General features: G+C 67.3%; 27 protein-coding genes and 1 pseudogene. 18 read left to right on the top strand and 10 right to left on the bottom strand.

Annotated elements, in window-relative coordinates; translation table 11 throughout:
* The first annotated feature begins 30 nt into the window (after positions 1–30).
* The 5 genes from ACNQR1_RS15795 to ACNQR1_RS15775 all read left to right on the top strand — a co-directional run bounded on the left by ACNQR1_RS15795 (position 31) and on the right by ACNQR1_RS15775 (position 6,213).
* On the top strand, positions 31–915 hold the full coding sequence (locus tag ACNQR1_RS15795; protein WP_418047141.1) for an SDR family oxidoreductase: 885 nt from the start codon (positions 31–33) through the stop codon (positions 913–915).
* The gene (locus tag ACNQR1_RS15790) at positions 912–1,841 is read left to right on the top strand and encodes a patatin-like phospholipase family protein (protein WP_418047140.1); all 930 of its coding nucleotides are present in this window, start codon (positions 912–914) and stop codon (positions 1,839–1,841) included. The genes ACNQR1_RS15795 and ACNQR1_RS15790 overlap by 4 nt, the downstream gene beginning before the upstream one ends.
* The gene (locus ACNQR1_RS15785) at positions 1,838–3,292 is read left to right on the top strand and encodes a flavin-containing monooxygenase (protein WP_418047139.1); all 1,455 of its coding nucleotides are present in this window, start codon (positions 1,838–1,840) and stop codon (positions 3,290–3,292) included. Before ACNQR1_RS15790 ends, ACNQR1_RS15785 begins: the two co-directional genes overlap by 4 nt.
* A 124-nt stretch (positions 3,293–3,416) precedes the next feature.
* Positions 3,417–5,684, top strand: coding sequence for a DUF4185 domain-containing protein (locus ACNQR1_RS15780; RefSeq protein WP_418047138.1), 2,268 nt, complete (start codon positions 3,417–3,419; stop codon positions 5,682–5,684).
* A gap of 4 nt (positions 5,685–5,688) precedes the next feature.
* Positions 5,689–6,213 carry a hypothetical protein gene (locus tag ACNQR1_RS15775; protein WP_418047137.1) on the top strand — a complete coding sequence of 175 codons (525 nt, stop codon included), beginning with the start codon at positions 5,689–5,691 and terminating at the stop codon, positions 6,211–6,213.
* 4 nt (positions 6,214–6,217) lie between these two features.
* On the opposite strand, the gene ACNQR1_RS15770 is transcribed toward ACNQR1_RS15775, so the two are convergent.
* The 3 genes from ACNQR1_RS15770 to ACNQR1_RS15760 form a co-directional block, all read right to left on the bottom strand.
* On the bottom strand, positions 6,218–6,730 hold the full coding sequence (locus ACNQR1_RS15770) for a DUF3145 domain-containing protein (protein ID WP_064931052.1): 513 nt from the start codon (positions 6,728–6,730) through the stop codon (positions 6,218–6,220).
* Positions 6,731–6,843: 113 nt separating this feature from the next.
* Positions 6,844–7,674: a serine hydrolase domain-containing protein gene (locus ACNQR1_RS15765; RefSeq protein WP_418047136.1), complete on the bottom strand. Its 831-nt coding sequence runs from the start codon at positions 7,672–7,674 to the stop codon at positions 6,844–6,846.
* 44 nt (positions 7,675–7,718) lie between these two features.
* Positions 7,719–8,603: a chemotaxis protein CheY gene (locus tag ACNQR1_RS15760; protein WP_418047135.1), complete on the bottom strand. Its 885-nt coding sequence runs from the start codon at positions 8,601–8,603 to the stop codon at positions 7,719–7,721.
* Between the two features lie 102 nt (positions 8,604–8,705).
* Between ACNQR1_RS15760 and ACNQR1_RS15755 the strand changes: the two genes are divergently transcribed.
* From ACNQR1_RS15755 to ACNQR1_RS15740, 4 genes are all read left to right on the top strand, one after another.
* Complete coding sequence (locus tag ACNQR1_RS15755; RefSeq protein ID WP_418047134.1) at positions 8,706–9,797, top strand: S-(hydroxymethyl)mycothiol dehydrogenase; 1,092 nt, start codon at positions 8,706–8,708, stop codon at positions 9,795–9,797.
* On the top strand, positions 9,794–10,429 hold the full coding sequence (locus tag ACNQR1_RS15750; protein WP_418047133.1) for an MBL fold metallo-hydrolase: 636 nt from the start codon (positions 9,794–9,796) through the stop codon (positions 10,427–10,429). The genes ACNQR1_RS15755 and ACNQR1_RS15750 overlap by 4 nt, the downstream gene beginning before the upstream one ends.
* Before the next feature lie 36 nt (positions 10,430–10,465).
* Complete coding sequence (locus ACNQR1_RS15745) at positions 10,466–11,608, top strand: beta-mannosidase (RefSeq protein ID WP_418047132.1); 1,143 nt, start codon at positions 10,466–10,468, stop codon at positions 11,606–11,608.
* A gap of 65 nt (positions 11,609–11,673) precedes the next feature.
* Positions 11,674–13,047 carry a styrene monooxygenase/indole monooxygenase family protein gene (locus tag ACNQR1_RS15740; protein ID WP_418047131.1) on the top strand — a complete coding sequence of 458 codons (1,374 nt, stop codon included), beginning with the start codon at positions 11,674–11,676 and terminating at the stop codon, positions 13,045–13,047.
* Between the two features lie 2 nt (positions 13,048–13,049).
* On the opposite strand, the gene ACNQR1_RS15735 is transcribed toward ACNQR1_RS15740, so the two are convergent.
* Positions 13,050–13,790: an SHOCT domain-containing protein gene (locus ACNQR1_RS15735; RefSeq protein ID WP_418047130.1), complete on the bottom strand. Its 741-nt coding sequence runs from the start codon at positions 13,788–13,790 to the stop codon at positions 13,050–13,052.
* 46 nt (positions 13,791–13,836) lie between these two features.
* Between ACNQR1_RS15735 and ACNQR1_RS15730 the strand changes: the two genes are divergently transcribed.
* Together ACNQR1_RS15730 and ACNQR1_RS15725 are read left to right on the top strand one after the other, a co-directional pair.
* A complete protein-coding gene (locus ACNQR1_RS15730; RefSeq protein WP_418047129.1) occupies positions 13,837–14,079 on the top strand; it encodes an LPXTG cell wall anchor domain-containing protein in 243 nt (80 codons plus the stop codon).
* Positions 14,080–14,081: 2 nt separating this feature from the next.
* Positions 14,082–15,122, top strand: coding sequence for an SAM-dependent methyltransferase (locus ACNQR1_RS15725; protein WP_418047128.1), 1,041 nt, complete (start codon positions 14,082–14,084; stop codon positions 15,120–15,122).
* A 3-nt stretch (positions 15,123–15,125) separates the two neighbouring features.
* Here the strand turns inward: ACNQR1_RS15725 and ACNQR1_RS15720 are convergent, their stop codons facing one another.
* Together ACNQR1_RS15720 and ACNQR1_RS15715 are read right to left on the bottom strand one after the other, a co-directional pair.
* On the bottom strand, positions 15,126–16,676 hold the full coding sequence (locus tag ACNQR1_RS15720) for an acetolactate synthase large subunit (protein WP_418047127.1): 1,551 nt from the start codon (positions 16,674–16,676) through the stop codon (positions 15,126–15,128).
* On the bottom strand, positions 16,673–17,044 hold the full coding sequence (locus ACNQR1_RS15715; RefSeq protein ID WP_418047126.1) for a hypothetical protein: 372 nt from the start codon (positions 17,042–17,044) through the stop codon (positions 16,673–16,675). Before ACNQR1_RS15715 ends, ACNQR1_RS15720 begins: the two co-directional genes overlap by 4 nt.
* 84 nt (positions 17,045–17,128) lie before the next feature.
* Between ACNQR1_RS15715 and ACNQR1_RS15710 the strand changes: the two genes are divergently transcribed.
* Genes ACNQR1_RS15710 through ACNQR1_RS15685 form a run of 6 tightly spaced genes read left to right on the top strand, consistent with a single transcriptional unit; the run spans position 17,129 to position 20,996 of the window.
* Positions 17,129–17,956, top strand: a complete 828-nt coding sequence (locus ACNQR1_RS15710) for an SDR family NAD(P)-dependent oxidoreductase (RefSeq protein WP_418047125.1) — start codon at positions 17,129–17,131, stop codon at positions 17,954–17,956.
* Positions 17,953–18,336, top strand: a complete 384-nt coding sequence (locus ACNQR1_RS15705) for a hypothetical protein (protein ID WP_418047124.1) — start codon at positions 17,953–17,955, stop codon at positions 18,334–18,336. The genes ACNQR1_RS15710 and ACNQR1_RS15705 overlap by 4 nt, the downstream gene beginning before the upstream one ends.
* Positions 18,333–18,983, top strand: coding sequence for a VOC family protein (locus tag ACNQR1_RS15700; protein ID WP_418047123.1), 651 nt, complete (start codon positions 18,333–18,335; stop codon positions 18,981–18,983). The genes ACNQR1_RS15705 and ACNQR1_RS15700 overlap by 4 nt, the downstream gene beginning before the upstream one ends.
* Before the next feature lie 11 nt (positions 18,984–18,994).
* Complete coding sequence (locus ACNQR1_RS15695; protein WP_418047122.1) at positions 18,995–19,897, top strand: fumarylacetoacetate hydrolase family protein; 903 nt, start codon at positions 18,995–18,997, stop codon at positions 19,895–19,897.
* On the top strand, positions 19,897–20,535 hold the full coding sequence (locus tag ACNQR1_RS15690) for a TetR/AcrR family transcriptional regulator (RefSeq protein WP_418047121.1): 639 nt from the start codon (positions 19,897–19,899) through the stop codon (positions 20,533–20,535). Before ACNQR1_RS15695 ends, ACNQR1_RS15690 begins: the two co-directional genes overlap by 1 nt.
* A complete protein-coding gene (locus ACNQR1_RS15685; RefSeq protein ID WP_418047120.1) occupies positions 20,532–20,996 on the top strand; it encodes a hypothetical protein in 465 nt (154 codons plus the stop codon). The genes ACNQR1_RS15690 and ACNQR1_RS15685 overlap by 4 nt, the downstream gene beginning before the upstream one ends.
* 57 nt (positions 20,997–21,053) lie before the next feature.
* On the opposite strand, the gene ACNQR1_RS15680 is transcribed toward ACNQR1_RS15685, so the two are convergent.
* Together ACNQR1_RS15680 and ACNQR1_RS15675 are read right to left on the bottom strand one after the other, a co-directional pair.
* Positions 21,054–22,871 carry an Hsp70 family protein gene (locus tag ACNQR1_RS15680; RefSeq protein WP_418047119.1) on the bottom strand — a complete coding sequence of 606 codons (1,818 nt, stop codon included), beginning with the start codon at positions 22,869–22,871 and terminating at the stop codon, positions 21,054–21,056.
* A gap of 63 nt (positions 22,872–22,934) precedes the next feature.
* Positions 22,935–24,047, bottom strand: coding sequence for a dihydrodipicolinate reductase (locus tag ACNQR1_RS15675; protein WP_418050379.1), 1,113 nt, complete (start codon positions 24,045–24,047; stop codon positions 22,935–22,937).
* A gap of 68 nt (positions 24,048–24,115) precedes the next feature.
* On the opposite strand from ACNQR1_RS15675, the pseudogene ACNQR1_RS15670 reads away from it, so the two are divergent.
* Positions 24,116–24,861, top strand: a pseudogene (locus ACNQR1_RS15670) (SDR family NAD(P)-dependent oxidoreductase).
* A gap of 3 nt (positions 24,862–24,864) precedes the next feature.
* On the opposite strand, the gene ACNQR1_RS15665 reads toward ACNQR1_RS15670, so the two are convergent.
* Both ACNQR1_RS15665 and ACNQR1_RS15660 read right to left on the bottom strand, forming a co-directional pair.
* Positions 24,865–25,935 carry a DUF4185 domain-containing protein gene (locus ACNQR1_RS15665; protein ID WP_418047118.1) on the bottom strand — a complete coding sequence of 357 codons (1,071 nt, stop codon included), beginning with the start codon at positions 25,933–25,935 and terminating at the stop codon, positions 24,865–24,867.
* 19 nt (positions 25,936–25,954) lie between these two features.
* A complete protein-coding gene (locus tag ACNQR1_RS15660) occupies positions 25,955–26,479 on the bottom strand; it encodes a hypothetical protein (protein WP_418047117.1) in 525 nt (174 codons plus the stop codon).
* Positions 26,480–26,532: the final 53 nt, after the last annotated feature.

Raw genomic sequence — 26,532 nt, 5'->3', positions numbered from 1 at the left:
TGCGTGAAACGACTCCAGGGGAGGCATGACGTGCGGTTTTCACAGCGGCAGGCGACGGTGGACGGGGCGGTGGTCATCGTCACCGGCGGGGCGCGTGGCATCGGAGCCAAGACGGCAGAGCTCTTCTCCGCCCGCGGCGCCACGGTATGGATCGGTGATGTCGATGCCGACGTGGCCGCGACAACCGCGGCCGGCCTGCCCCGCTGCCGGGCGGCATACCTCGATGTCACGCAACGGTCGTCGTGGGAGCGCTTCGTCGCCGAGGCCGCCGGTGAATCAGGCGGAGTCGACATCCTGGTCAACAACGCCGGGGTCATGCCACTCGGCGCGTTCGATGCCGAGTCCGAAGCCACCACCGACCTGATTCTCGACGTCAACGTGCGCGGCGTCCTCAACGGCATGCGTGCCGTGATCCCGTCCATGGTGGCCCGCGGTCGCGGTCACGTCGTCAACGTGGCGTCGATGGCAGGCATGATCCCGATCCCGGGCATGGTGACCTACAACGCCAGCAAGTTCGCCGCACTGGGCGCCTCGCTGGCGGCCCGTCGTGAGTACGCGGACACCGGGGTCTCCGTGTCCGCCGTGCTGCCGTCCGCAGTTCGCACCGAACTGGCCTCAGGTGTGCAGCTCGGAAACGGCCTTCCCACCGTCGATCCCGACGATGTCGCGCGGGCGATCCTCAAGACCGTCCGCACTCACGCTGCCCGAACCTCGGTGCCCGGTTGGGTCGCTCCGGGGTGGGCGCTTGTCGAGGCCCTGGTCCCAGAAGCGCTTCAGAGCGCAGTGCGGACCAGGATCGATGACCGCCGCGCCCTGACCGCCCTCGACGAGCACGGTCGCTCGACGTACCTGCAGCGCCTCGACCGGCAGTCGAAAGCCCATGCCGCACAGCCCGGTTCCGAGGTGACGCGATGACGACGGCACTGGTGATCGGCTGCGGTGGCACCATCGGCGGTGCGTGGACGGTCGCGGCCCTGCACGCCCTGGCCGAGCAGACCGGGTGGGATGCCCGCGACACCGCTGTGCTGCAAGGCACGTCGGCAGGAGCCGAGCTCATCACGATGCTGGGCGGCGGTGCCACGGTGGACGATCTCGTCGCCATGCACCGCGGCAACTCCACCGATCAGCGTCTGCGCAGGCACATCGCGGACACGCCGCCCAGCATGCCGCCGATTCCTGCGCCCCGCCTGCTCAACCCGCGGCTGCTCGGCAGCCAACGAGGTCTCGCCGCCGCCACCGGAATCGCTCCGGTGGGGCGCGGCAACGCGGACTGGCTGCAGCGGCTGGCCGACGGGTTCTCGGACGGCTCGGGATGGGTGGCACACCGCGGTGTGCGGATGGTCGCCTTCGACTACGAGCGCGGCGAGCGTGTCGCGTTCGGGGCACCCGGCGCGCCGAAAGCCACCGCAGGCGAAGCGCTCCGCGCCTCCTGGGCGGTCCCGGGCTGGATGCCACCGGTCACGATCGGCGGCAGACGCTTCGTCGACGGCGGCGCCGCTTCGACCGCGTCCGTCGATCTGATCGCCGCCGAGGAAGCCGAGACCGTCTACGTGATCACCCCCATGGCCTCCGAACCAGGAACGCGCGCACCGGGACTCGGCGGAAGACTTGAGCACGGCCTACTGCGCCGGCCGATGTCGGCCGGTCTGGACCGCGAAGTGGCGGCGGTGCGGGCGCGCGGAACCCACGTCGTCGTCATCCGGCCCGACGCATCTGATCTGGCCGGGCTCGGTTCGCATTTCATGCGCCGCAACAGACGACAGTCGGCATTCGAGGCATCGATGCGCACCGCACCCGACACGGTCCGGCGTGCACTGGCCGTCAGCGAGGAGGCCCGATGAGTCGCGAGGTCCGCATCGTCATCATCGGCGCGGGTATGGCCGGTATTGCCACCGCGTACACGCTCAAGCAAGCCGGATTCACGAATTTCACGATCCTGGAGAAGGGTTCGGATGTCGGCGGGGTGTGGCACTGGAACCGCTACCCCGGCCTCACCTGTGACGTACCGTCGCAGATCTACCAGTTCTCGTTCGCACCGAAGCCGGACTGGAGCCACATCTGGGCCAACGGTGCGGACATCCAGCGCTATCACCGCGACGTGATGGAACGATTCGGACTCGACGCCCATCTGCGGTGCGACACGGAGGTCGTCGAGGCGCGCTACGACAGCTCCACCACGTCGTGGACACTCACCACCCGCGACGGCGACACGCTGACAGCCGATTTCGTCATCTGCGCCACCGGCGTGTTGCATCATCCGTCGATACCCGAAATCCCGGGTATGGATACCTTCGGCGGACCGATCGTGCACACGGCGCGATGGGATCCGGACGTGGTGACCGACGGCAAGCGCATCGCCGTGATCGGAACCGGATCCACTGGTGTCCAGGTGGTTTCGGCCCTGCAACCGAAAGCCCGCAGTCTGACCCACTTCGCGAGATCACCGCAGTGGATCCTGTGGGCACCGATGTCGCTGCGGCAGTCGTCGGCACTGGCCAAGGTGCTGCACCGCAGGCCGGGATGGCACGACTTTCTGTTCCGCCGGCTGCACTGGGGGGCGGGAATCCTCGCCGACGTGGTCACCACGCCGTCGTGGCGGCGCAAGTTGGTGCAGTCCTACGCCAGGTGGAGCCTGGCCGCCCAGGTCCGCGACCGTGCGCTCCGCGCGAAGCTGACCCCGGACTACGAGCCGCTGTGCAAACGACAGGTGGTCTCGGGCTCGTACTACCGCGCCATCAAGCGCCCCAACGCCTCCCTGATCGACGATCCCATCCAGGAGTTCACCGCGGGCGGCATCCGCACCGCCGACGGCGCGCACCACGATGTGGACGTCGTGGTGCTGGCCACCGGATTTCAGGCGCACAACTACATGCGTCCCATGAACATCGTGGGCCGGGACGGCATCACGCTCGACGATGCGTGGGTCAAAGGCCCGCGGGCGTACCGCATGACGGCGATCCCGGGCTTCCCGAACCTGTTCACCGTGCTGGGCCCGAACTCGCCGACCGGATCGATCCCGCTCCAGTACTCCGCCGAGCTCACCGCCCGCTACATCGTCGCCTGGCTCAAACGATTTGAAAACGCGGAACTCTCGGAGGTAGAGGTCAGCGAAAAGGCCACCGACGAATTCAACGCAGCGGTCGCCGACGCACTCGGCCCGACGGTGTGGAACACCGGGTGCAATTCGTGGTACTTCACCGACGCCGGAACCATCGACCTGTGGCCGTTCGACCGGGCCACCCTCACCCGGATGCTGTCCGAGCCAGACCCCGCGCACTACCGGATCAGGTGACGCGAAGCCACGCACTCCCAGGCCTGCCCCGGCGATTCGGCGTGTTTGCCCAACAGCGTGAACAGCGCACGGTACGTTTTCGTCTGGGCCGGGGTTGTGAGTGAGTGGACTGGTACGGAGCGTCATGGAATCGACCAAATACATCGGCCGCGTCGGCGCACTGGCCGTTGCTCTCGGCATCGGCACGGCCTTGTCCTCCGGGACCGGAATCGCCTGGGCCGAAGGCGGGTCCGGAGATCCTGGCAAATCCACCGCGGGAAGCCCCAGCGGCTCCACGTCGAGTTCAGATCCGAAGAGCAGTTCGGGCAAACCCTCGAAGATCAAGAAGCCGGCCACAACTCCGTCCGGCACGCTGTCGAAGATCGGCGAGCGGATCCGCAAGGACGTGGAGTCCGGACTCGATGACGTCGGCGACGCGATCAAACAGACGCAGGGCCGGCTGGATTCCGCCCGTACCCCGCTGCCGAAACGGACCACCAAGGCCCGGAGCAAGATTCAGGGCGCACTGACCAACACCGCCGATACCGGCAGCAAGACCGCCGTCGCAGACAAGACCGACAGCGCCCGGATCGTCCCCGAAGCCGCGACCACCGCGCCTGATCTGCGGCGCGCCCAGCGGCCCAACACCGTGGTCGTCCGGATGCGGGATGCCGCGGAGGACATCGACCAGCGCAGCCACGACGCAATCTCGACGCTGCGCGCGGAGGTCGCCCCCTTCGACGTCCCCGCTGTCGCGAAGGAAAGCTCCGTCGTCCCCGTGGCTGCGCTGTCGAGGCCCGAGCCTGCCGCGCCCAAGATCACCGCACCGCCGGTGGTCTCCGCCTTGCTGGGGGTCGCCGGCCTGTCGCCGTTCGGCGCGGGCACCAGCCCGGTCGCTCCCGCCCAGTCCCCCGCGCTGTGGGCCATGATGGCCTGGACGCGTAGGGAATTCGAGCGTGCGATCAATCCGCTGAGTTCGCGCATCATCTCGGCCAACGATGCCGCCTCGGTGGTGGCCGAGGGCGAGATCCAGCCGATGGCTGCCGCCGCCCCCAACGCCGCGGTGCAGACGGACGACCTGACGCCCAAGCCTCAGGTCCCGTCCTCCCTGGCGAGCGCCACCACACCGCTCGACTGGGTGACCGGAGTCGGCGTCACCGACCACTGGTACGTCGCGGGCACGGACCTGGGCATCATGTGGAACAGCGGCTACACCGATCCGGTGACCGGAAAACCGGTCATCTACACGCTGTTCGGCGACACCTACAGCGAGCCCGGCATGGCCGGCGACTGGCGCAACAACGTGCTGTTCCGCACCATCGACACCGATCTGTCCGACGGTCTGCAGTTCAACGGTGCGGTGATCAACGCCGGGGCACAGTATCCCGGCGACCCCAACGGGGAGCATCAGTGGTACGGCACCGGGGGCGCCCCGGCCGGCGCCACGCAGATCATCTACGACCCGGGCGGCCTCAACGGACTGTTCGGCCAGACCTACACGATGATCCCGACCTCGGCGATCGCGATCGAAAACCCTGACGCCGAGGGCGGTTACCGGCAGTACGCCACCGTGATGTCGATCCGCACCTGGGACAACCCGGGCAGTTGGACCACCAACTACTCCGCGATCGCCTTCTCCGACGACGGCGGCAAGACCTGGACCGTCGACCGCGACACCGTGCGCTCGTCGGGCTGGTTCCGCGCCGGCCCGGCCTATGTCCCCGGCGATGAGCATTTCCAGCAGAACGCGCTGGTCATGTCCGACGACCCGACCGACCCGTACGTCTACGTGTACGGAACGCCTTCGGGCAGGCAGGGTTCGGCATACGTGGCCCGCGTGGAAAAGGATCAGATCACCAACCTGGATGCCTACGAGTACTGGTCGGGCGAGGATTCCAGCGGCGCCGGCCAGTGGGTGACCGGTGATCCGTCGGCGGCTGTTCCGGTGTTCGGCTCCAGCAGCACCGATTTCCTGCCGACGCTCTACAAGGTTGCGGACTTCTTCACGTTCGGGTTGTTCACCAAGATCGCGAACGGCATCTGGGTGGGCGGACTGCCCACCAACGGCAATGTCAGCGAAATGTCGGTGCAGTACAACGAGTATCTGGGCAAGTACGTCGTGCTCTACACCGACGGCGGCAACAACGTCGTGATGCGGGTGTCGGAATCACCGCAGGGTGAATGGTCGGATACGACGACTCTGGTGAACAACAACCTGACGACCAACACCGGCATGTACGCGCCCATGATCCACCCGATGTCGGGCACCGACTACTTCAACAAGGTCGACGCCAACGGCAACGTCGTGGAGGACAACTCGCAATACCTGTACTACAACCTGTCCTACTGGGGTGCCTACAACGTCCGGTTGATGCAGACCGACCTGTCCACGATGAAGACGATCTCGGTGTAGTTCCATGCACCGCACTCTTGCATCGACTGCGGCGGCCCTTACCGTGGCAGCCGCACTCACCACGAGTGCCTGCGCACAGGCCGATCCCGAACCGGTGCCACAAGGACCATCCGAAACCACGGCTCCTCAACCTGACTCGTCATGCACCGAGAGTCTTGCCGGGGCGCTGACTGCGGCCGATCCGGCGCAACTCGGCAACGACCGCCGCCTGCTGCAGTGCGATGACCGCCGGTGGCAGACGTTCAGCGGTGCCTATCCGTCGTCTGACCGCTGGTTGACCACCGGGCCCGAACTGATCCTGCACGGCCAGGGCCGGCGGAACCCGGAAGCGGCGGCGGGCACCTGGACGGCTACCCCGCAGACAGCGGAGGCACGGTGCAGCGTCGAGGTTGTCGACGTCCTGGGCGCCGGCAAGACGTCGGAGCCGCAGACGTTCAGCGCCGAGCAGGGCCGGTCGCTGACCTACGAGGTCAGCGACCACATGTTCACGACGAAGCTCAGCGGCTACTGCCTCTGGGCTCGTAGCTGACGTACTACCCCACGCCCCTGTTCAGCCAAGACACCTCGGCGCCGTCACCGCCGTTGCGGTAGGGCTCGAGAGACTCGTCCCATGCGGTACCCAGCACAGTGTCGAGTTCGGCGGCCAGCATGTCAGCCCCACCGGCCATCAGGGATCGCAGCCGCATCTCGCCGACCATCACATCGCCGTTGGCACTCATCGCACCGCTCCACAGACCGAGGTGCGGGGTATGGCACCAGCGGTGTCCGTCCACTCCGGCACTGGGGTCCTCGGTCACCTCGAAGCGCAGCACCGACCAGGAGCGCAGGGCATTGGCCAACTGCGCCCCGGTGCCGACGGGTCCAACCCAGTTGGTCACCGCGCGCAACTGGCCGGGCATGGCCGGTTGCGGGGTCCACTTCAGGTTCGCCCGCGCCGACAGGGTCGACGACAACGCCCACTCAACATGCGGGCAAACCGCCGCGGGTGAGGCATGGACATACACCACGCCCGTCGCCGCGTCGGCGAACTGGTTCGACGCACGCATCTGCTACTCCTTCGGATACGAGGGACGTCTTCCCCAACGACCTGGTATTCCGATCGAGCATGCAGTTGTGTGTGCCGCGCGTGTCTATTGTGCCCTGTGTGGCCAGTGTTGCGCTAGTCTGTCCCGTTTTCTCTCAGCACTCCATCAGATATCGCGGGCCACAGCGGGTAGGTCCAGTCCCCGAAGTCACGATCGGTGAGCACCACCAAGGCCAGGTCAGCGGCCGGATCGACCCACAAAAACGTTCCCGATTGACCGAAATGCCCGAACGTGCGCGCGGAGTTTGCCGAGCCCGTCCAATGCGGGGACTTGTCGTCCCGAAGCTCGAAGCCCAGCCCCCAGTCGTTGGGTCGCTGCACACCGAACCCCGGCAACACCCCGTCCAACCCCGGGAACTGCACCGTCACCGCCTGGTCGTGCAGTTGCTGCGACACCAGCGCCGGTCGCAACAACTCTCCGGCGAACGCCGCCAGATCCGCAACGGTCGACACGCCGCCGAACCCGGCCGCCTCCGCCCCACCCAAGAGCGCTGAACCCGACATCTGCAGCGGCTCGAACACCGCCTCGGTCAGATAGCTGCCGAACTCGATGTCGGCGGCACCCTCGACCGCGCGGGCGAGCAGTTCGAATCCGTAATTGGAGTAGATCCGGCGCTGCCCCGGCTGCGCGAGCACCTCGGCCGAGCGCATGGCCACCCCCGACGCGTGCGCCAGCAGGTGACGGATCGTCGAGCCGGGCGGGCCGGCCGGGGTGTCGAGTTCGACGGCGCCCTCTTCGATCGCGATCTGCGCGGCGCGCGCCACGAGCGGTTTGGTCACCGAGGCCAACGTGAAGGGCTTGCTCGTGTCACCGCGGCTGGCCAGCAACCCGGATGGACCGACCACCGCCGCCGCAGCCGAGTCGACCGGCCAGGTATCGATGACGTCGAGAACATCGGCATCCATCAGCAACGGCCGTTTTTCGTGCCTGCGCTCATCACCCACAAAATCTATCGGGCGCGCCCCACACTCCGGGAAAGCAGTTCCTCGACCAGGCCCGCCGCCACCGCATCCACGTCGGCGACCAGACGACGCAGACCGACCACCTGCCTCACCAGATCGCGCGGGTCGGTGTCGGTGACCGCGGAGAGCCGGTGCACATCGGAGACGGCGCGGTACGCCGACTGGGTCGACTCGGGTTCGGTGGCATCGCACCACCGCTGCATGGACTGCGCCCAGGCCGCCACCCGGTCACCGGCTCCCTGTCGATGCGCCAGCGTCAATGCCCGCCGGTACACGTCGGCCGCCCATTCCACGGGCACCGGTTCGTCGAGCACCGGCAGCAGCACCTGATCGAGAGCCCGGTACCCGGCGCCATCACCGGCGGCGACGGCGGCCGTCCCGGCGAGGGCCCGCGCCAGCGTGACCAGGGCGGCATCGTCCAAGCTCTCCGCGTGTGCGGCCAATTGTCGAGTCGCAGTACCGAATTGCTCGTGATCTCCGGCGTCGGCCGCCGTCACCGCGAGCAGATATGCCAGGTAACCGTGCGCGGCGGTCTCGGGGACGCCGTCGAGCAGTACCTGAGCTCGTAGCGCCCAGCTCCGGGCCAGCGCGAGGTGACCCCGGGCCAGCCAGGCCAAGCCGAGTTCGGCAGCTTTCATCGCCGCCTGCACCGGGTCGGTGCGCAGCAGCCGGGTGTGCACCTGTTCGTTGATCCGTACGGATTCGCGACCGTGTCCCTGACGCCACGCCGCCGCCGCGTACACGGCAAGATCGTCGGTGTCGAGGGTCTGCACCCCGTCGACGAGGCTGAAGGATTCGTAGCTGGTGCGCCAGTCATTTCGGCGATACGCCGTGCGGGCCACCACCAGCAATTGGGTTCGATCATCGACCACAACCCACGGTATCGCGGGGACACGTGGCCGGGCCGAGATTCCGCGGAGGACGAGATCCGGCCACTAATTGGACACCTGTCCGGTTTGCATTAGGTTATAGGCATGCCTCAGACAGTGCGCGGTGTGATCTCCCGGAGCAAGAAACAGCCCGTCGAACTCGTCGACATCGTCATTCCCGATCCGGGTCCCGGTGAGGTGGTGGTCGACATCATCGCCTGCGGCGTGTGCCATACCGATTTGACCTACCGCGAGGGCGGCATCAACGACGAATACCCCTTCCTGCTGGGTCACGAGGCCGCAGGCACCGTCGAGGCGATCGGCGAGGGCGTCACCCACGTCGAGCCCGGCGACTTCGTGATCCTGAACTGGCGCGCAGTGTGTGGCGAGTGCCGCGCCTGTAAGCGGGGCCGCCCGCACCTGTGCTTCGACACCCACAACGCCACCCAGAAGATGACGCTGACCGACGGCACCGAGCTGACTCCGGCCCTGGGCATCGGCGCCTTCGCCGACAAGACCCTGGTTCACGAAGGACAGTGCACCAAGGTCGATTCCGAAGCCGACCCCGCCGTGGCGGGCCTGCTGGGCTGTGGCGTGATGGCGGGCATCGGCGCGGCGATCAACACCGGCGCGGTGACCCGTGACGACACGGTGGCGGTCATCGGCTGCGGCGGCGTGGGTGATGCCGCCATCGCGGGTGCCGCGCTGGTCGGCGCGAAGAAGATCATCGCCGTCGACACCGACAACAAGAAGCTCAACTGGGCCCGCGATTTCGGTGCCACCCACACCGTCAACGCCCGTGAGCTCGACGCGGTCGAGACCATCCAGGATCTGACCGACGGATTCGGCGCCGACGTGGTCATCGATGCGGTCGGCCGCCCGGAGACCTGGAAGCAGGCCTTCTACGCGCGCGACCTGGCCGGCACGGTGGTGCTGGTCGGCGTTCCCACTCCGGACATGACGCTGGAGATGCCGTTGGTCGACTTCTTCTCCCGCGGTGGGTCATTGAAGTCCTCCTGGTACGGCGACTGCCTGCCCGAGCGCGACTTCCCCACCCTGATCTCGCTGTACCTGCAGGGCCGGCTGCCATTGGAGAAGTTCGTCTCCGAGCGCATCGGTCTGGACGCGATCGAGGACGCGTTCCACAAGATGCACGCCGGTGAGGTGCTGCGGTCCGTGGTGGTGTTGAAGAAATGAGCGGCGGACAGCGCGGCATCACCCGTGTAGTTACCAGCGGCAAGTTCGAACTCGACGGCGGCAGTTGGGACGTCGACAACAACATCTGGCTCGTCGGCGACGACAGTGACGTCATCGTGTTCGACGCCGCCCACACCGCCGCCCCGATCATCGAGGCCGTGGGCGGCCGCAACGTCGTCGCGGTGGTCTGCACCCACGGCCACAACGATCACATCACCGTCGCGCCCGAACTGGGCAAGGCACTCGACGCGCCGGTGCTGCTGCACCCCGCCGACGAGATGTTGTGGCGAGTCGTCCACCCCGACAGTGAATTCCGGACGGTCGAGGACGGTCAGGTGCTGCGTGCCGGCGGCATCGAGTTGCACGCCCTGCACACCCCGGGACACTCCCCTGGATCGGTCTGCTGGTCGATCCCCGAGCTGAACGCGGTGGTCTCCGGCGACACCCTGTTCCAGGGCGGCCCTGGCGCCACCGGACGGTCGTTCTCGGACTTCCCGACGATCCTGGATTCCATCTCGAAGCGGCTGGGCCTGTTGCCCGGTGAGACCGTGGTCTACACCGGTCACGGTGACACCACCACCATCGGTGATGAGATCGTGCATTACGACGAATGGGTTGCCCGCGGGCATTAGCGCTTGCAACGGCAACCGAGTCGATACCCTGGCTCAATGGTCGGCAGGCCAGTTCGCACGGCGGTGTTGCTCTGCGTGGCACTGCTGGTCGCGACGGCCTGTTCACCGTCGGCGCCGGAGCCGATGCCTCCGCTGTCCAGCCTGACCACTCAACCAACCAGCGGTCAGCCAAACATCCCGCGGCTGAGCGTCTCGGGAACATCGCTCACCCTCGATGGCAAACCGGTGTGGCCGGTCGGCATCAACGCCTATCAGCTGGCCACCAACTGGTCCATCAATGCCGGATGCGGCGCACAGGTCGATCTCGACTCGTACTTCGGCAGCCTGCCACCGCATTCGGTGACGCGTTTCAACGCGTACTCCAGCTTCGCGGTGAACAAGTACACCGGACAGCTCGACTTCACCTCGCTCGACGCGGTGTTCCGGGCGGCCGAACGACACGGGCAGCTACTGATCGCGGTGCTCACCAGTGACGACGGCGGTTGCGAGAACGACTATTTCAAGGATTACGACTGGTACGCGGGCGGCTGGCGGACCGAGGTGTCGCATGGTCTGCCGATGACGTTCGCCGCGTGGCTGGACACCGCCGTCAAGCGCTGGGGCGGCTCCCCCTCTCTTGCCGGTTGGACCGCGGTGGGCGAACCCGAACCGTCCTACTGCCTTGACCACACCTGCCACTGGACCAAGCGGACTTGCCACGCCACCGCGCCGGAGACGCTGCGGGCCTTCCTGGATGCCTCCGGTGCCCGGATCCGCGAGTTGGACCCTGGCACCGTCATCTTCAGCGGTCACGCAGGCGGTGGGCAGTGCGGATCGGCGGGACACGAGTTCGAGATGGTGGCCACGTCGCCCGGCGTGGACGTGCTCGAGTACCACTACTACGAACACATGGATTATCTGCCCGGCGACACATACGACGGGCTGCAGCGCCGCGTCGCCCAAACACGTGCGGTGGGCAAGCCGCTGTTCGTCGCTGAGATCGGCATGGAGGCCGGCTCCTGCGGTTCACTGGGTGCACGCAAGCAGGTGCTCAGGGATGCCATCGCCAAGATGCGCACGATGGGTGCAGCGGGCGCGATGTTCTGGGCCTTCGTTCCTGATCCCCGACCTCACGAATGCACCCTCGACATCGGTCCCGACGATCCGTTGTTCTCCATGATCGGTGCCGCGCCGGTCTAGGGGTATTGCGATCACGCTGAGCCAGTTCCTTAACGGACCACGGCGGTGCGCCCATAGTGGCACCCATGACGAGTTCAGATCGGCGTACCGCAGCGGTGATCGGCGCGGGACAAACCGGGGTGACGGCCGCTCTCGGGCTGCTGGACAACGGGTTTGAAGTCACCCTCTACAGCGATCGGGATCAGCGCAGCCTGCGCGACGACGTTCCGGCCACCGGTACCGCCCTGATCTTCGGTGAGGCCCAGCGGGCTGAGGAGTCGCTCGGCCTCAACACTTACCTGGCCACCGCCCCGACTTTGACCGGGGAAAGTGTGCGCGTGGTGGACGGTTCCGGTCCGGACCGGTCGGAGGAGATCGCCTTCGACGTCGACTTCGACGGCTTCGTCGGGCTCGCGGTGGACACCCGGCTCAAGGCTGATGATCGGCTTACCTTGTTCCAGCAGCGCGGTGGACGGTTCGTGGTCGAGGCCGTCGACCCCGTGCGTCTGGACGGGATCGCCGCGAATGTCGACCTCACGCTGGTCGCCACCGGCCGCGGTGGGTTGTCGTCCCTGTTTCCCGTCGACGCCGAGCGCTCCGCCTACGATCGGCCCCAGCGCAGCCTGTTGACGGTGACATTGACCGGTTTACCTTACGGGCCTGACGTTTTCGCCCATCGCAGCGGCGCGGGTGGTCGGCACAGCGCCCTGACCGTGGTCACCGATCAGGGTGAGGCGTGGTGGGGCGGCTACCTGCACAAGAACGCCGGACCGGCCTGGGCGTTCCTGGGCTGGGCCCGCCCCGGCAGCGAATGGGAGCACCGGTTCGCCGGCGCGCAGGACGCGCAATCCGCGCTCGACATCGTCACCGCGCTGCACCGCGACTTCATCGACTGGGACCTGCCCGAGGTCGGCGAACTCAGGACCATCGAGGCCGATCCGCACTCGTGGCTCAAGGGCGCCGTCACCCAGGTGGTGCGCGGCGGAGTCGGCCGCACCGCCAACGGGCATCCGGTGGCCGCCCTGGGTGATACCGCGGTGTCCTACGATCCGATCGCCGGTCAGGGCGCCCAGGGCGGGCTGATACAGGCTGCCGCACTTGTGCGCAAGGCAGCCGAACATGACGGACCGTTCGACGAGGCGTGGCTGCGCGGCACATTCGAGGATTTCTATGCGGACCGGGCACGGGCCGCGCAACTGGTGACCCGCTTGTTCCTGTCCGATCCCGAGCTGGCCGAGTACGGCAACCTGTTCTTCGCTGCGGCGCAGACCAGCACGCGGTTCGCCTCGAAACTCTATGGGCTGCTGAATGATCCGAGGCCGGTCGAACGTCTCGACTCGACAGCCGCCGCCAAGCAGCTGATCACCGAGTTCTCCGGTGAGCCCGCAGAAGCCTTACTGGAGCGGTTCGTCCCGAGCGGATCCTTCCAGCGCTCCGGCAGGGTAACGCGCGCCGCCTAGCCTCAGCTCTCCAGGATGCGGCGCTTCTCCGCCTCGAATTCTGATTCGGTCAGCGCACCGGTATCACGCAGGGCAGCAAGCGTTTTGAGCTGCTCGAGCCTGATCGCCTGATCGGTCGGCTGATAGCTACTGGGCTGGTAACTGCCGGGCACCGCCGGTTGTGGCGGTACCGGCTGCAGTCCGGCCGATGAGATGGGGCGCGCTCGCTTGCCCACCCGCGCCGACCACATGACGGCAGCGATCAGGCTCAGCACACCCAGCGCGGCCAGTCCGCCGAACAGCCAGACCAGCCAGCCGTATTGGCTGCCGTGTCCGAAGGCCAGCTGTGGATTGATGTAGCCCTGAACCTGGCCCTCGGCGCTGATCTCGTAGTCACCCGGGCTGGATACCTGCATGACCCACACCCGCACCCGGGCGTCGTTGTTCACCGTGGTTGTCCCGCCGATGGTTTCGGTCAGCACCGGGTCCGCAGCGCCCTCGGGGGCGGTGATGTGCAACCGCAGTGGTGGAACCGGCAGGCCGCTTCCAGATCCGGTGACCATGGTGTGGAGGCTGACGGTCACCTCGCCTTCCGGCAACTCAAGGCTGCCGCTGCCGGGGATGGGTACCTCGCCGTAAGCGTCGTACTCGTCCAGCACGAACGCGTTGAGGAACACCATCACGAACAGGCCGACAGCGCCGATCACGAGGGTGCAGATCGATGTCACTGTCGCGACGCGCGGTGCAGACCGACGGCTGTTCATAGCCGAAGTTTGTCATGGCCGACGACTCACGAGCTACCGTCGGGGTATGCCTCGCGACGAGACCGACGCCTCCGCGACCACCCGCCCGGCGCGGCGGTTCGCGCTGCGTTACTGGGTGGCTCTGATCCTGGTTGCCCTGGCCGCGATCTTCGTCGCACAGAACCGTGATCGGGTGGGTATGCACGTGCTCTGGGTGACCGTCGAGTCGCCGATGTGGTTCATCTTGGTCATCATTTTCGTCATGGGTCTTCTCATCGGACTGCTGCTGCGCCGGAGGCGGCGGAACTGACCATGCCCGCGCCGCGCCGAACGACACCCCACCCCCATACCGCCGGAATGAGTTCGGCGATCAAGCTTCTCGAGCTCGCCGCGCGCTCGGTGCCGATCCCGGACCCCCCACTGCCCATCGTCATCGCCGACTACGGGGCGGGCACCGCGCAGAACTCGATGCAGCCGATCAATGCCGCGATCACCGCCCTGCGCGGCCGAACCCGCCCCGAACACTCGATCCTGGTGACGCACACCGATGTCGCCGACAACGACTTCTCCACGATGTTCCGGATCCTCGAAGAAGCACCGGAGTCCTACCTGCACAAGGATTCGGCCACGTTCAGCTCGGCGATCGGACGGTCGTTCTACAGCCAGATCCTGCCGTCGAACAGCGTGCACGTGGGGTGGTCGGCCTGGGCGATCGTACGGTTGGGCCGCGTACCGATGCCGGTCAACGATCACGTCGTCGCGGCATACAGCCGCGACGACCGGGTGCGCGCCGCATATGCCAGACAGGCGGCGCACGATTGGCACGAGTTCATCGCTTTTCGGGGACGCGAGCTGTACCCGGGTGGTCGCCTGGTGGTGCTGACGACCGCGCTGGACGACGACGGTGACTTCGGTTATCGACCCCTGTTCGGGTCCGTGGCGAGCACGCTGGCCGAGTTGGTCACCGACGGTGTGGTCAGCGCCGACGAGGTCGCCCGGATGTCGCTTCCGATCGCGGGCCGGCGTGCCGTGGATTTTGCCGCGCCGTTCGCGCCGTCGGGGCGGTTCGAGCGGCTGGAGATCCAGCACGTGGAGGTGTTCGACGCCGAGGACCGAATCTTCAACGCCTACCGCACCGAGCGCAACGCACGCGCTTTCGGCACCCGGTGGGCCGATTTCTGCCGGTTCACCGCGTTCGCCGACCTGGGTACCGCGATCGTCGGTGCCCCCGACCGGTTGCCGGTGTTCTACGACCGGTTGCACGCGGGCATCGCGGCGCGGCTGTCCGCCGAGCCCGAGGAGATGCGCATACCGATCGCGGCGGTGGTGTTGGAGAAGCGCCGACCGAATTAGTGCTCAGCCCGGCGACCATGTCGGCAGCGCGGCATCGATCAGGTGCGGACCTGGCTCCGCCAGCGCAGCGCTGAACTGCTCGGCGAGTTCTTCTGCCGTGCGTGCCCGGGTGGCCGGCACACCGAATCCCTGTGCGATCGAGGCGAAGTCCATGTCGGGCCGGCTCAGGTCGAGCAGCGAGCGCGACCGCTCCCCGTCGGCGTGAGTGCCCACGCGCAACAACTCCAGCTGCAGGATGGCGTAGGCGTGGTTGTTGAGGATCACCACGGTGACGTCGAGTTGTTCACGAGCCATCGTCCACAGTGCCGAAATGGTGTACGCGGCACTGCCGTCTGACTGCAGGGCGATCACCGGGCGGCGCGGCGCGGCGATCGCGGCGCCCACCGCAACCGGCAGGCCTTGTCCGATCGCGCCACCGGTCAGCGTGAGGACGTCGTGCACCGCCGCACCTGCGGTGGCCGCCGGCAGGAACATCCCACTGGTGTTGGCCTCATCGGAGATGATGGCGTCCTCGGGCAGCAGAGCAGCGATCACCTGTGCCAGGTTCTGCGGGTTGAGCGGACCCGTCGGCAAGGCGGCCGGGTCGGGTTGCGCCGCAGCGGGCACGGCACCGCCCAATTCGTCTGCAAGGGCGGCCAGGTCGTCGATCGCCAGAGACCGGACTTCAGCTCCGTCGGGCACCAGTACGCTCCGCTTGCCCGGATAGGCGAAGAAGGACACCGGCGACTTCGCGCCGACCAGCACCAGATGCGTCGCACCGGAAAGCTGATCAGTGGCCTGTTCTGCCAGGTAGCCGAGGCGCTCGATGGCGGGTACGCCCTGCCCACGGGTCAGCCGGGCCGGGAACGTTTCGACCAGGACACGCGCCCCGGTGGCCGCGCGGATGCGTGCCGCCGCCGTTAACCCGTCGGCTCCGGTGGCCGCACTGCCGAGCAGGACCACCGCCCGTTCCCCCTGCCCGCGCAGCAGTTCGGCGGCGCCGGCAACATCCAGGTCACCGCCGGGCACCGGGCCTTGTGGAGATATGTTGTCCGGCAACGGGTTCTGTGGTGCGTCGCCCCAGGAATAGTCGGCGGGCAGAATCACGGTGGCGACACGTCCGGGTGCACCGGTCGCGCTGTCCACGGCACTGTGGACTGCCGCGTCGAGATCGGCGGCCGATTCCGGCCGGTGCACCGAACCGTGCGTCCAGCGCCCGAGCGCGTCGATGTCGGATTCCAGCGGCGCGTCGAGGGGCTGGTGACAGGTCGCATGATCGCCGACGACGTTGACCACGGGACTGAACGCCCGTCGGGCGTTGTGCAGATTGGCCAGGCCGTTGGCCATACCTGGGCCGAGGTGCAACAGTGTCGCCGCGGGCCTACCGGCGATGCGGGCGTACCCGTCGGCCGCTCCGGTGGCGACGCCTTCGAACAGGCACAGCACCGGGCGCATCGCGGGAGCGGAATCCAGCGCGGCAACGAAGTGCATCTCGGACGTGCCCGGGTTGGCGAAGCAGACATCGACCCCTTCGGCGAGCAGACGGTTCACCACCACTTCGGCGCCGGTGCTCATGAGCGCCTGGCCATCAACCACAGTCCGCCGATACCCAGCGCGGCATCCTCGGCGACGGTGGCCATGTTCCAGAACCCGCGGCGGTCTCCGCTGCGGATCGCCGCCAGGCGCGTCATGGCCAGCAGGAGCGCGGCCACCGACCACGACCCGAGAAAGGCCTCTGCTCGTCGCCCCCTGGCGTAGGCGACGACGCCGTAGCCCAGGCCTGCGTTGAAGGCCCCGATTTCACGTTGATACCACCGGTCATGCACCCATCCATAGTGGTCTGCCACCCTCCCGGGCGCCAGTACATGTCCGGTGAACGCACCGGCGGCCATCGCCAACGCTCCCGCCCCGAGTACCAGTTCCGCAGTGCCGTGTTTGGTCATCTCCACCCGCTCCTCTATTGACTGATTATCAATCAGTGTGGCACGGTAGGCGGGAACACCAACCGGAGTCAATCGGGGGCAGACATGAGACGACGTCGAATCAACCTGGCCGGCAAGCGAATTGTGCTTACCGGCGCCTCTACCGGAATCGGCCGGGAAATGGCCATGGCCCTGTCCCGTCAGGGTGCCGAACTGGTAGTAGTGGCCCGGCGGGAAGGCCTGCTCAACAAGCTGGCGGACGAAATTTCGCACGCCGGCGGTACCAGTCCCCGTGTGCTCGCCGCCGACCTCGCCGAGCCAGGGTCGGCCGCGCGCGTCGGAGCGCACGCACTCGACGCCCTTGGCGGCGTAGACATCGTCATCAACAACGCGGGCGCAAATTTGACCGGGCCACAATCATTGATCGCGGATTCGGCTTTTGCTCGTGAGGTTTTCGAGGTGAACCTGTGGTCGCCGCTCGCGCTCACCGCGGCGCTTCTGCCTGCGATGCACGCCGCGGACGCCGGCACGATCGTCAATGTCACTTCTACGGTGCAGGCGGTTCCGTTGCCGCTACTCGGGTACTACGCGGCGTCCAAGGCGGCACTCGCCCAGGCGACCAGGTCGCTGCGGTTGGAGCTGGCCGAGACCGGCATCGGGGTACTCGAGGTGGTGCCCGGCTCCACCGACACCGCCCTGCGCGATGTCGACGAACTTCCCTGGAAGACGAAACCTCCGCGAACGCTGCCTCCGGTATCGCCGGCATCGACCGCCAGGGCTGTCGTCCGCGGCCTGCAACGTGGCGCCACTCGCGTCGTCTATCCCTCCTACTCGTTGGTGCCGCTCGAAATCCCGGCATTCGGCCGGCTCGTGGCCGCGGTCGGCGGGCGACGGGTCAACACCCTCGACGCACTGGAACTGGGGACCCGATGATCCGCCTCGTCCTCAGCGACCGGCAGATCCGCGTCGGCACCACACTGGGACTCATCCACGTGCTGGTCGCGCTGGTCGCCCATTTCGCGGTACCCACATCGCTGGAGAGCCGACTGGGGCTGACCGCCGATCCCTGGTTTCGCCGCGAAACCGGCACGGTCAATGCCGGATTCGCCTACGGCCTGTACCGAATCTCCCGCGGAGAGCGCGACGCCACCTTCATCCGCAGCACTGCCATCAGCGGGCTGCTGATGGCGGCGGTGCGCGCCGTCGCGACGCTACGTGGGCGTCGGAGTGGCCCGCTGTCGGCTCTGGTACTGACCAGCGATCTGGTCCTGGGACTGGGCGGACTGGTGCTGGCCCGGCAGTTCGACCGATGAGCGGGCAGCCCGGGGTGCGCGTGAGCGCCGCCGACATGGACCAGCCGCCGCGACCCGGCGCACCGAACAAGCTCGCCCACATCGTGTTCAAGACGCCGCGAGCAGCCGAGATGGCGGACTGGTATTGCCGCGCCCTGGATGCCGTCGTGGTGTTCGACGACAGCCGGATCACGTTCCTGACCTACGATCACGAACATCACCGCATTGCGCTGGTCAAAGTGCCTCGGCTGCTTCGGCTTCCGGGGATGGTGTGGAAACTGCACCGCAAGGTTTACGGCGTCGACCACATCGCGTTCTCCTACCCGGACCTCAAAGCGCTGCTGGCCACCCACCGCCGGCTGGCCGACGCCGGCATCGCACCCGTGTGGTGCATCAACCACGGCCCCACCACCTCGATGTACTACGAAGACCCGGACGGGAATCGGATCGAACTCCAGGTCGACAACTTCACCACGAATCAGGAACTGCTGGATTGGCTCGACGGCGGTGAGTTCGACGCCAACCCGATCGGCGTCGAGTTCGATCCCGATGTGCTGCAACGGCTGGTGACTGCCGGCGTCCCGGGACTCACCCGGCGAGGGTCGGCGCCGCCCGAAGGGAGACCCGCCCGGGCCGGAATGCGCACACTGCGCTGGAAAACTCTGTAGGAGCATGTGAAATGCGATTGGCCACCTTCTCACCGGGAACCGGTGAGCCCCGGGCAGGCGTCATCCTCGGTGACGAGATCGCCGACCTGAGCGCCTGTGACGGCGGTCCCGACTCGATCCTGAGCCTGTTGCAGCGGTCCGATTGGACGACCGCGGCAACATCGCTGCTGGCGCGTGCGCCCCGCTATCCGGTCGAGACCGTCGTGTGGCATGCACCGGTTCCGACACCGTCGTTGTTCATGGCCATCGGGCTCAACGCGCCCGACCACCGACGGGACGTCAACGTCGGTTGGTTGCTGCGCGAACCACGGCTCGTCAGGATCGCCGCGGGTTACCTTCTCGCCCATCCACGTCCGCGGTATCCGTTCTTCTTCGCCAAGGCACCATCGTCGATCGTCGGGCACGGCGCTCCGATCGTGCTGCCCAAGGGTGCCAGACAGGTCGATTGGGAAGGCGAGCTCGCGGTCATCATCGGCACCGGCATCCACGACGTGGGCGAGGACGAGGCCCGCACGGCGATCGCGGGTTACCTGATCGCCAACGATGTGTCGATCCGCGACTGGCAGACCGACAATCCCACCGCGACCGCACTGGCGAAAAGTCACCCCAGCCACGGTCCGCTCGGACCATGGCTGGTGACCGCCGACGAGCTCGACCTGCGTACCGCCGAGTTGCGCACCTACCTCAACGGCGAGCAGCGGCAGCGTGGCAGGATCAGCGATCTGCTGCTGTCCCCCGCGCAGGTGGTCAGCCGGCTCAGCCGGTTCTGTGCCCTGCGGCCCGGTGATGTGGTGGCTTGCGGAACGTTCGGTGGCACCGGCTGGCCGGTCGGCCGGTTCCTCCGGCCCGGCGACACGGTACGAATCGAGGTCGATGGCATCGGGTCCTTGAGCAATCCCGTTAGCCTGGGCTGATGCCAGCCAAACCGGCCGTCGCCGACCGGCGTCAACTGATCATCGACGCGGCCCGGAAACTCTTCGCGACCCGCCCCTATGACCAGGTCACCACATCGGAGATCGCGAAGAATGCCGGTGTGGCGTACGGGTTGATCGCCCATCACTTCGAGAACAAGCGCGGCCTGTACCTGGCGGTGATGAACGAGATCGCGGCGGAGATCGCGGCGGCACAACTCGCCGCTCCGCCTGCCGATGCCTCGCTCATCGATCAGCTGCGCCATGCGTTACGCAGTCACATCGCCTACATCGACTCGTACTCGGACAGCTTCGTCGCGCTTCTGCGCGGCGCATTGGGGGCCGATCCCGAACACCAGGCCGCGATCGAACGGCTCCGCTGGATAGGGGCTGCACGGATCCTGTTGGCGCTGGGCATCGTTGAGCCTGTCGCTCCGGCGCTGCGGACCGCCATGCGCGGGTGGGTCGGTTACCTTGACGAGATGATGATCGACCGCATCGCGAACCGTGACATCGAAGTCGATGCGCTCGTCGAATTCGCCACCGCCGCCCTGGTCGCCACGCTGCGCGCGGCAGCCGACCTCGATCCCGCGATCGTCTACTCCCCCGATGTCGCCGAGGCGCTCGGTTCTTTCCGATGATCGCCGCCGTCGTCGTATTTCTCGGCTACACGGGCGTCATGGTGCGCATCGACGAGCGCCTCAAGGCCCGCGGCTCCGGGATCATCGCATTCGAACTGGCCGGGACGGCCGAGCGAGCCGAACACATCATGGCCGCATGGGGGCACGACGGACGACGCGATGCGCGGGCCTCGCTGCGCCTGGATTTCGGATACATGCTCACCTACGGAATCTTGCTGGCGCTGCTGGTCGATCGGGCGCGTCGCAGGCACGCCCATTCAGCAGCACTGCCATGGCTGGCCGTTCCGGCCGTCGCCGCAGATGCTGTGGAAGGTATAGCGCTGTTGAAAGTACTGCAGCGCAACGACATCGATGCCAATGCGCGACGGGCACGCACCGCAGCGCTGATCAAGTTCGGAATCCTCGCCAACGGACTGGGTTATGCCGTGACCTGGCCACGCAACGGGAATCGTCCTGGCTGACAGGCAATTTCACCGCCCTATCAGCATCTGGTTCGGTGCGGCAGGTGTCGAGACCCGTCAGCCCCCGGTGTGACCGCCACCGGGCGCCGGGACCCACGGCAGACCCGGGATCGTCGGATACGGGGCGGTGGGACTCCACGGCGCCTGGGTGGTGGCAGGCGCCTGGGTGGTCGTCACCGGGGCCTCCGTCGTCGGAGGCGGGGCTTGGGTGGTCGGGGTCGGCGTCGGCGTCTCGGCCGGCGGCGGGTTCTCCGTCGCCGGCGGAGCCTCGGGTGCAGGCTGCTCCACGGTCTGCGTCACGGTGTGCGGGGCCGGTGCCTCATGCGTGACGGTCTGCGGTGCGTCCACCTGCGCCGGCTGGTCGACCGGTGCGGCCGGTGCGGCAGGTGCGGTGTCGTCCGGGGTCGCACTCGTCGACGGGACCGCCTTGGAGGTGGACGCCGGACGGGTGGGCTCATCGCTGCCGGTGATGGTGATCAACACGGCCACGACTGCGACCAGGACCGCTGCGGCACCGGCACCGAGGATCACCGGGGGCCGGCGATACCAGGGCCGCGCCGCGATCTCGTCGCGTTCGGTCAGCTCGCGCTCACCGAACTCGAGTTGCGGGCGCGCCGCGGTGCGCCCACCGGCCGGTTCGAATCCGGTGTCGAAGTCGTTCCCGTAGGCGTCGCCGTAACCCTCGGCGGCGTAGTCATCGACCGGCGCGACGTCGGGGACGTTCTGGGCATCGGACCAGGCCAGTGCCTGGGATGCCGGCGGCGGCTCGGGCGCCACCAGCGACGCGGCCGCGGTCGGCGGGGCTCCGGAGGACGCAGGCGCCATCGCGGTCATCCCGTCCTCGGCGGTGCCGCGCACCGCGATCAGGCCACCGCCGATGGCCGAGGTGAGCTCTGGCTGCGGGGCGGTGATCACCGGCACGCGCAGGTGCTCGGACAGCGATGTGGTGATCGCCGGGATCCTGGCACCGCCGCCGGTGGTGGCCACCGCCACGAGCTCACCGGGACGCAGGCCGGCGCGTTCCACCGCACCGTGCAACACCGCCATGAACTCGCGCAGCGGTTCGGTGATCACGTCGTCGAGTTCGTTGCGGTTAAGCCGTACGTCGCTGCGATGCCCGGGCAGTTCGGCGACCAGTGCGGTGACGGACTCGGTGGACAGCCGCTCCTTGGCGCGCCGGCACTCGGCGCGCAGCCGGCCCAGTGAGCCGATGGCCGAGGTGCTGGCCAGATCGATCGTTCCGGCCGCGGACAGGTCGCTCACCACGTGGGTGAGCAGCCCCTGGTCGATCAGGTCGCCCGACAGATCGGGGTGCCGAATGGTCGGCGCGATCGGCTGGTACCCGTTGTCCGCATCGGCAAGCGTGATGCTGGTGCCGCTGCCACCGAAGTCGCACACGGCGATCACACCGCGCGTGGGCACCCCGGGATTGTCCTGCAGCGCGACCAGCGCCGACTTGGCGTCGGGCACCAGAACCGGGTCGCCGAAGCCGCCGAGCGCAGCCAGCTCGGCGCGCAGTGCCTCGACCTGGTTGGCCCGCCAGTGCGCGGGATGGGTGACGGCGATCGGGTCGGCAGGCGGGCGTCCCCCGGTCAACGTGCGCAGCAACGCTGCCAGAGCGTCGGCCAGCACGGTCTCACCCCGGTGCGACGAGCCGTCAGGGGCCAGCATCCCGACCGGGTCACCCACCCGCTCGACGAAGTCGGTGAGGATCAGACCGCGTTCGTTCAGGTTGGGGTTCTCGCTGGGTACACCCACTTCGGGGGCCCGATGCGGGAAGAGCGTCAGCACCGGCGACCGCGTCACCGCGGCGCGGCCCACCACTACCGCTGTGAGGTTCGTCGATCCAATCGACAACCCGATCCCGTCAGCCATGTCACCCCGTTTCGAGAAGGACCCTATCCGGTAGTCCATCTCATTTGACGGGGCTGGCGTTACCTAGCGAATGGTCCCCAGCCCGGGAATCAGTGGTAGATCCAGTGGTGTCACCCATCCTGGCAAATGTTCATTGACGGCGGGTACGGCGTTGAGCGCCCGCAGTCCGGTGGCCAGACACCCCGCGGCGGCCGCGTCGCGGCCCGAGCCGTCGGTGAACCGGAACGCGGTCTCCTGGGAGATGCTCGGGGTGCCCTCGATGTCGACGCGGTAGACGTCGTTGTCGTTTCCGGACGGCCAGTCCGGCGCGGCGTCGAGACCGATCCGGTTGACGTGCTCGAGCTGGATCCGGGTCTCGCCGCGGTACACACCGTTGATCGTGAAGCGCACGGCGGCGACGTTGCCGGCCGGGATGATGCCCTTGGCCGACTTGCGTTCATCGGGGGTGATCCACTTGTCCCACGTGGTGGTGATCTCGTCGAGTTCGATGCCCGCCGCGTGCGCGATCATCGGAACCGTTGCGCCCCAGGCGAAGATCAGGATGTCCGGCGTTTCGAGCAGGGCACGATGCTCGGGCGGTTTGCCGATACCCATCTCGAATTCGTAGTCACCGGTGTAGTTCGTGTAGTCCAGCAGTTCCGAGGCCCGCACGCGGCGCACCTCCGAGCACAGGCCCATCAACGTCATCGGGAACAGGTCGTTGGCGAAGCCCGGGTCGATGCCGGTCGTGAAACACGACGCCCCTCCCACTTCGCAGGCCTCGGTGATCGGCTCGATCCAGGCCGGCGGGTTGAGGTGCATCTTGGGCCAGACCCACGGGGTCATCGCGGTGGAACAGACGTCGATACCGGCGCGCAGGAATCGGGTGATCACGTCGATGTTGACGTCGGCGTGGGCGGCTGTCGGCCCGTAGTGCACCAACGCGTCGGGTTTCAGCGCGATGAGCGCGTCGACATCGTCGGTGGCCGTGATCCCGACGGGACCACCGAGGGAACAGATCTCGCCGACGTCGCGGCCCACCTTCTCCGGGTTGCTGACACCGACACCGACGAGTTCGAACAGCGGGTGTTTGACGATCTCGGCGATCACCATCTGCCCGACGAAACCTGTGCCCCACACCGCGACGCGTTTCTTCACGCCCACACCATAGGTGATACCGGTCACATCGGGAATCATCATCGGGCGATCAGCTTTGACCTCAACATCATTCGCATTCGTCGCACTACCCGCGGAGGCCCGACATCATGACCACACCAACTTTGACCGGACGCCGCGCACTGGTCACCGGAGGATCTCGCGGTATCGGCGCGGGCATCGTACGGCGGCTGGCGGCCGACGGCGCCGCGGTGGCCTTCACGTACGGAGCGTCTGCCGCCGAGGCAGACAAGCTGGTCGCGGAACTGACGGCCGACGGCGCGAAGGTCGTGGCCATCCAGGCCGACAGCGCCGACCCGGCACAGGTGGCGAATGCGGTCGAGCAGACGGTCGCCGATCTCGGCGGTCTGGACGTCCTGGTGAACAACGCCGGTACGGCCTTCATCGCACCGATCGATGAGTTCCCCCAGGAGCAGTTCGACCGGCTGGTGGCGATCAACATCGGCGGTGTCTACTCCGCAATCCGCAGTGCGGTGGCGCACCTCGGTGAAGGATCGCGAATCATCAACATCGGCAGCATCAATGCCGATCGGGTGCCCACCGGCGGAACAGCGGTCTACGCCATGACCAAGGGTGCGGTGTCGTCCCTGACGCGCGCCCTGGCGCGCGATCTCGGACCCGGGGAATCACCGTCAACAACGTGCAACCGGGTCCGATCGCCACCGATCTGAACCCTGACGAAGGCGAATTCGCCCAAGTGGTCAGGCAAACCACCGCGCTGGGCCGCTACGGCAACACCAGCGACATCGCCGCTGTGGTGAGCTTCCTGGCCGGCCCGGAGTCCGGATACGTGACCGGGGCGAACTGGAACGTCGACGGCGGATTCACCGCCTGAGGGTCACAGGTTGACGGGGTCGGGCTGACGCGGCGTCTTGGAGGTGTCCTTCAGCGCGGCTTTGAATTGCATTGCCCGATAGGGCCATCCGGTGTCGGTGCGCCATTGCGACACCACCAGCCCGACACCGCCGGTGATACCGAAGCGCGAGCCCGGCAGCAGGTAGCCGCCGTACAGCTGAGCGACCTTGCTGCCGGCGTGATCCTCGGCCTCCCACGACGATCCGACGATGGGCGTCTGGACCGGCGTGGTGTACATGTTGGCCACCGGGGAGGACACCACCCGGTAGCCCAATGCGTATGAGGATGCCAGGAATCCGCCCAAAACCCATCGACCGGGGGCGGTGCGTCGAAAGGTCAGTTCTCCCCAGGTCTCGTCCGGCGGGGTGATCGGTGTGGCCTGCCGGCCCCACTGCCAGCGCCCGTTGGTGAACCCCCAGCTGAGGTATTGCGACCGGCGGCCGATCTGATCGGGGCGCACCCGCATCAGGATGATGCCCTTGTCGCGCTGAAATCCCGTCGCCACCACGTACACCCAGCCGTCGTGCGGATCGAAGTCCCACGACCAGCATTGCGCGTGACCGTCATGCAGATCGGCCGGGAACTTCGCCTCTTCACCCAGATGGGTCCAGGACACCCCGCTGTCGTCGGACCGCCAGATCTCGGTCCAGATGACCGTGCCGAAGCCATGATTGACGATGGCGTGCAGGTACAGCGAGTCGCCGACCCGCAGCAGATCCGACGGGATCACGGTGCTGATACCACCGCGCCGCCACCCGGATGCCTCGTCGTCGTGGATGTAGTGCCACAGTTGCCGCGCGTAGTCGGGGTCTGCTCCCCCGGCGGATTCGTAGACGATCTCGTGATTGGCGTCGCCGGTGCCGATCAACACCACCGGCGAGCGCCAGTCGCCCTGGCCGACCTTGCTCCCGGAGAACGTGTCGCCGAAGACTGACACCAGCTTGCCGTTGGGCGCGATGATCGACGCACCGAGATCGGTGGCGGTGACGCCGAAGCGATCGGTGCGTCCCGGCCCGGTGATGTCGACGACCTTGCCGTCGATCAGCGGTAGCACTGCACCTGCTCCTTCGTGCCTACGTGCACCACCGCAGGCCGCCGGGCTCACAATCCAGCGGGTACACCTCCACTTGGGTCTTCAGTGGCTCCTTGTAGGCCAGCGTGAACGGGAAGGTGTGGATGGCGGGAGCGAGAGTGCCGCCGCACGCTTCGTTGTTGGCCACGCTGCGGGTGCCCCTGAGCGCGATGTCGTCGAACTTGTAGGTCTCGGTGATCGGCGCCCAACTGCCGTCGGCGCACTTGATGCCGTCCATGATCGACGTCGAATACGTCCACTGCCCACCGACCAGCCTGGCGTCGCCACCCACGCTGACGCGATGGGTCTCCACGTGGAGCCGGCAGGCCACCGCCAGCTCCAGCGGCTCACGCAAATCGCCGACGGTCGGAACACAGGACGGCCAGACCGACCAGGTGTCGGTCTTGCCACCCTCCTGGCTGTAGGTGTAGACGCCCAGCATCATGGGGTCGGCCTGTGCCGGGGCCGCAACCCCGAGGCTGAGTCCGATTCCGACCGACGACAACAGGGCGGCTGCAGAGGCCATGCGCTTGAACGTCACAATGGGTGAGTATCGCAGTCTTCATCAGCGTCGTCACC

Origin of the sequence: Mycobacterium sp. 48b (genome assembly GCF_048282725.1) — a bacterium.
GTDB lineage: Bacteria > Actinomycetota > Actinomycetes > Mycobacteriales > Mycobacteriaceae > Mycobacterium.
The sequence above is the reverse complement of the archived record's forward strand: the minus strand, read 5'-3'. Positions and strand labels throughout refer to the sequence as shown.